1 rRNA gene is annotated in these 2,930 nt (G+C 58.9%); it reads right to left on the bottom strand.

What is annotated here, in order from left to right:
- A 23S ribosomal RNA gene (locus tag EDD75_RS11050) occupies window positions 1-2,892 on the bottom strand; the annotation flags it as partial.
- Between the last annotated feature and the right edge of the window lie 38 nt (window positions 2,893-2,930).

Genomic DNA, 2,930 nt, shown 5'->3' with positions numbered 1-2,930 from the left:
GGGAAACCTTATCTTGGGGCGGGTTTCGCGCTTAGATGCTTTCAGCGCTTATCCCTGCCAGACATGGCTACCCAGCTGTGCCCCTGGCGGGACAACTGGTACACCAGCGGTCTGTCCATCCCGGTCCTCTCGTACTAAGGACAGCCCCCCTCAAGTTTCCTGCGCCTGCGGTGGATAGGGACCGAACTGTCTCACGACGTTCTGAACCCAGCTCACGTACCGCTTTAATGGGCGAACAGCCCAACCCTTGGGACCTGCTCCAGCCCCAGGATGCGATGAGCCGACATCGAGGTGCCGAACCTCCCCGTCGATGTGAACTCTTGGGGGAGACTAGCCTGTTATCCCCGGGGTAGCTTTTATCCGTTGAGCGATGGCCCTTCCACTCGGTACCACCGGATCACTAAGCCCTGCTTTCGCACCTGCTCGACCCGTCGGTCTCACAGTCAAGCACCCTTATGCCTTTGCACTCCACGCGCGATTTCCAACCGCGCTGAGGGTACCTTTGGGCGCCTCCGTTACCCTTTGGGAGGCGACCGCCCCAGTCAAACTGCCCACCTGACACTGTCCCCAATCCGGATCCACGGACCAAGGTTAGAACTCCAATACCCTAAGGGTGGTATCCCACCGGCGGCTCCACCGAAGCTGGCGCCCCGGCTTCCAAGCCTCCCACCTATCCTGTACATAAGATACCAAAGTCCAATGTCAGGCTACAGTAAAGCTCCACGGGGTCTTTCTGTCCTACCGCAGGTAACCAGCATCTTCACTGGTACTACAATTTCACCGAGCCCCTCGCCGAGACAGCGCCCAAGTCGTTACGCCTTTCGTGCGGGTCGGAACTTACCCGACAAGGAATTTCGCTACCTTAGGACCGTTATAGTTACGGCCGCCGTTTACCGGGGCTTCGGTTCAGACCTTCGCGCGCTTTCGCGCACTAAGCCCTCCCCTTAACCTTCCGGCACTGGGCAGGCGTCAGCCCCTATACCTCCTCTTACGAGTTGAGCAGGGACCTGTGTTTTTGGTAAACAGTCGCCTGGGCCTGGTCTCTGCGACCCCCAGAGGCTTACAGTGTATAACCTTAACCCCCAGAGGCACCCCTTCTCCCGAAGTTACGGGGTCAACTTGCCGAGTTCCTTAGCGAGGGTTCTCTCGCGCGCCTGAGGATTCTCTCCCCGCCTACCTGTGTCGGTTTGCGGTACGGGCACCAGCCGAGTCTTTGTCGCTTAGAGGCTTTTCTCGGCAGTATGGGTTCGGCTGCTTCGGTACTTAAATTTCCCTCCCCATCACCTCTCGGGCTCTACAGCGGGACGGATTTGCCTATCCCGCACCCTACAGGCTTGGACGCGCTTTTCCAACCGCGCGCTCAGCCTACCCTCCTGCGTCACCCCATCGCCCTCGACCGGTGGCAGGGGATTCTCAACCCCTTACCCATCGCCTACGCCTTCCGGCCTCGGCTTAGGTCCCGGCTTACCCTGGGAGGACGAGCCTTCCCCAGGAAACCTTAGGCTTACGGCGAGCAGGATTCTCACCTGCTTTCTCGCTTACTTATGCCGGCATTCTCACTTCCGTACGCTCCACCACTCCTCACGGTATGGCTTCGCCGCATACGGAACGCTCCCCTACCCAGCACGCTGCGCGCGCTGCCGTGGCTTCGGTATCGGGCTTGAGCCCCGCTGAATTTTCGGCGCAGGACGACTCGACCAGTGAGCTATTACGCACTCTTTAAATGATGGCTGCTTCTAAGCCAACATCCTGGCTGTCTGGGTCATCCCACATCCTTTACCACTTAGCCCGAACTTGGGGACCTTAGCCGACGGTCTGGGCTGTTTCCCTCTCGACTACGAAGCTTATCCCCCGCAGTCTCACTCCTAAGGACCAGGTGCCAGTATTCGGAGTTTGGTTGGGTTCGGTAACCGGTGAAGGCCCCTAGCCCATCCAGTGCTCTACCCCCAGCACCCTTACCTTAAGGCTGCACCTCAATGCATTTCGGGGAGAACCAGCTATCTCCGGGTTCGATTGGCATTTCACCCCTACCCACACCTCATCCGCCGCCTTTTCAACGACGGTCGGTTCGGGCCTCCACGTAATTTTACTTACGCTTCACCCTGGACATGGGTAGCTCACCCGGTTTCGGGTCTACTGCCCGAGACTCAATCACGCCCTATTCGGACTCGCTTTCGCTACGGCTCCAGAGCTTAACGCCCCTTAACCTCGCCTCGAACAGTAACTCGCCGGCCCGTTCTACAAAAAGTACGCCATCAGGCCTCACAACGCCCTCTGACTGCTTGTAGGCACACGGTTTCAGGTTCTATTTCACTCCCCTCCCGGGGTGCTTTTCACCTTTCCCTCACGGTACTTAGTTCACTATCGGTCGCCAGGAGTATTTAGCCTTGGAGGGTGGTCCCCCCTGATTCCTACGGGATTCCTCGTGCCCCGCAGTACTTGGGATCAGAACAAGAAGCCTCCCGGACTTTTCGGATACGGGGCTCTTACCCTCTACGGCCGGACGTTCCAGTCCTCTTCTCCTAAATCCGGTGCGCTCCCAGGATAGCTGCCGCTACCCTCCGTCCTGTCCCCCTACCCCGACTACGCAACGCCGGCAGGCTTTAACACGTAGCCGGTTTGGGCTCACCCGCTTTCGCTCGCCGCTACTTACGGGCTCTCAGGTTGATTTCTTCTCCTCGGGCTACTAAGATGTTTCAGTTCGCCCGGTGCCCCTCCCGTGCCTATGTGTTCAGCACGGGATGACGCGGGTTCCCCCACGCCAGGTTCCCCCATTCGGCAATCCCCGGATCAACGCCCGCCTGCGGCTCCCCGAGGCTTATCGCAGCTTGCCACGGCCTTCTTCGGCTCCCGGCGCCAAGGCATCCACCGTGTGCCCTTACTATCTTGACCTGAAATCTCTCCGCGCACTATGCAGTTTTCAAAGAACA

Origin of the sequence: Thermodesulfitimonas autotrophica (assembly GCF_003815015.1) — a bacterium.
Taxonomy (GTDB): domain Bacteria; phylum Bacillota; class Desulfotomaculia; order Desulfotomaculales; family Ammonificaceae; genus Thermodesulfitimonas; species Thermodesulfitimonas autotrophica.
This window is presented reverse-complemented; position numbering and strand designations above follow the sequence as displayed.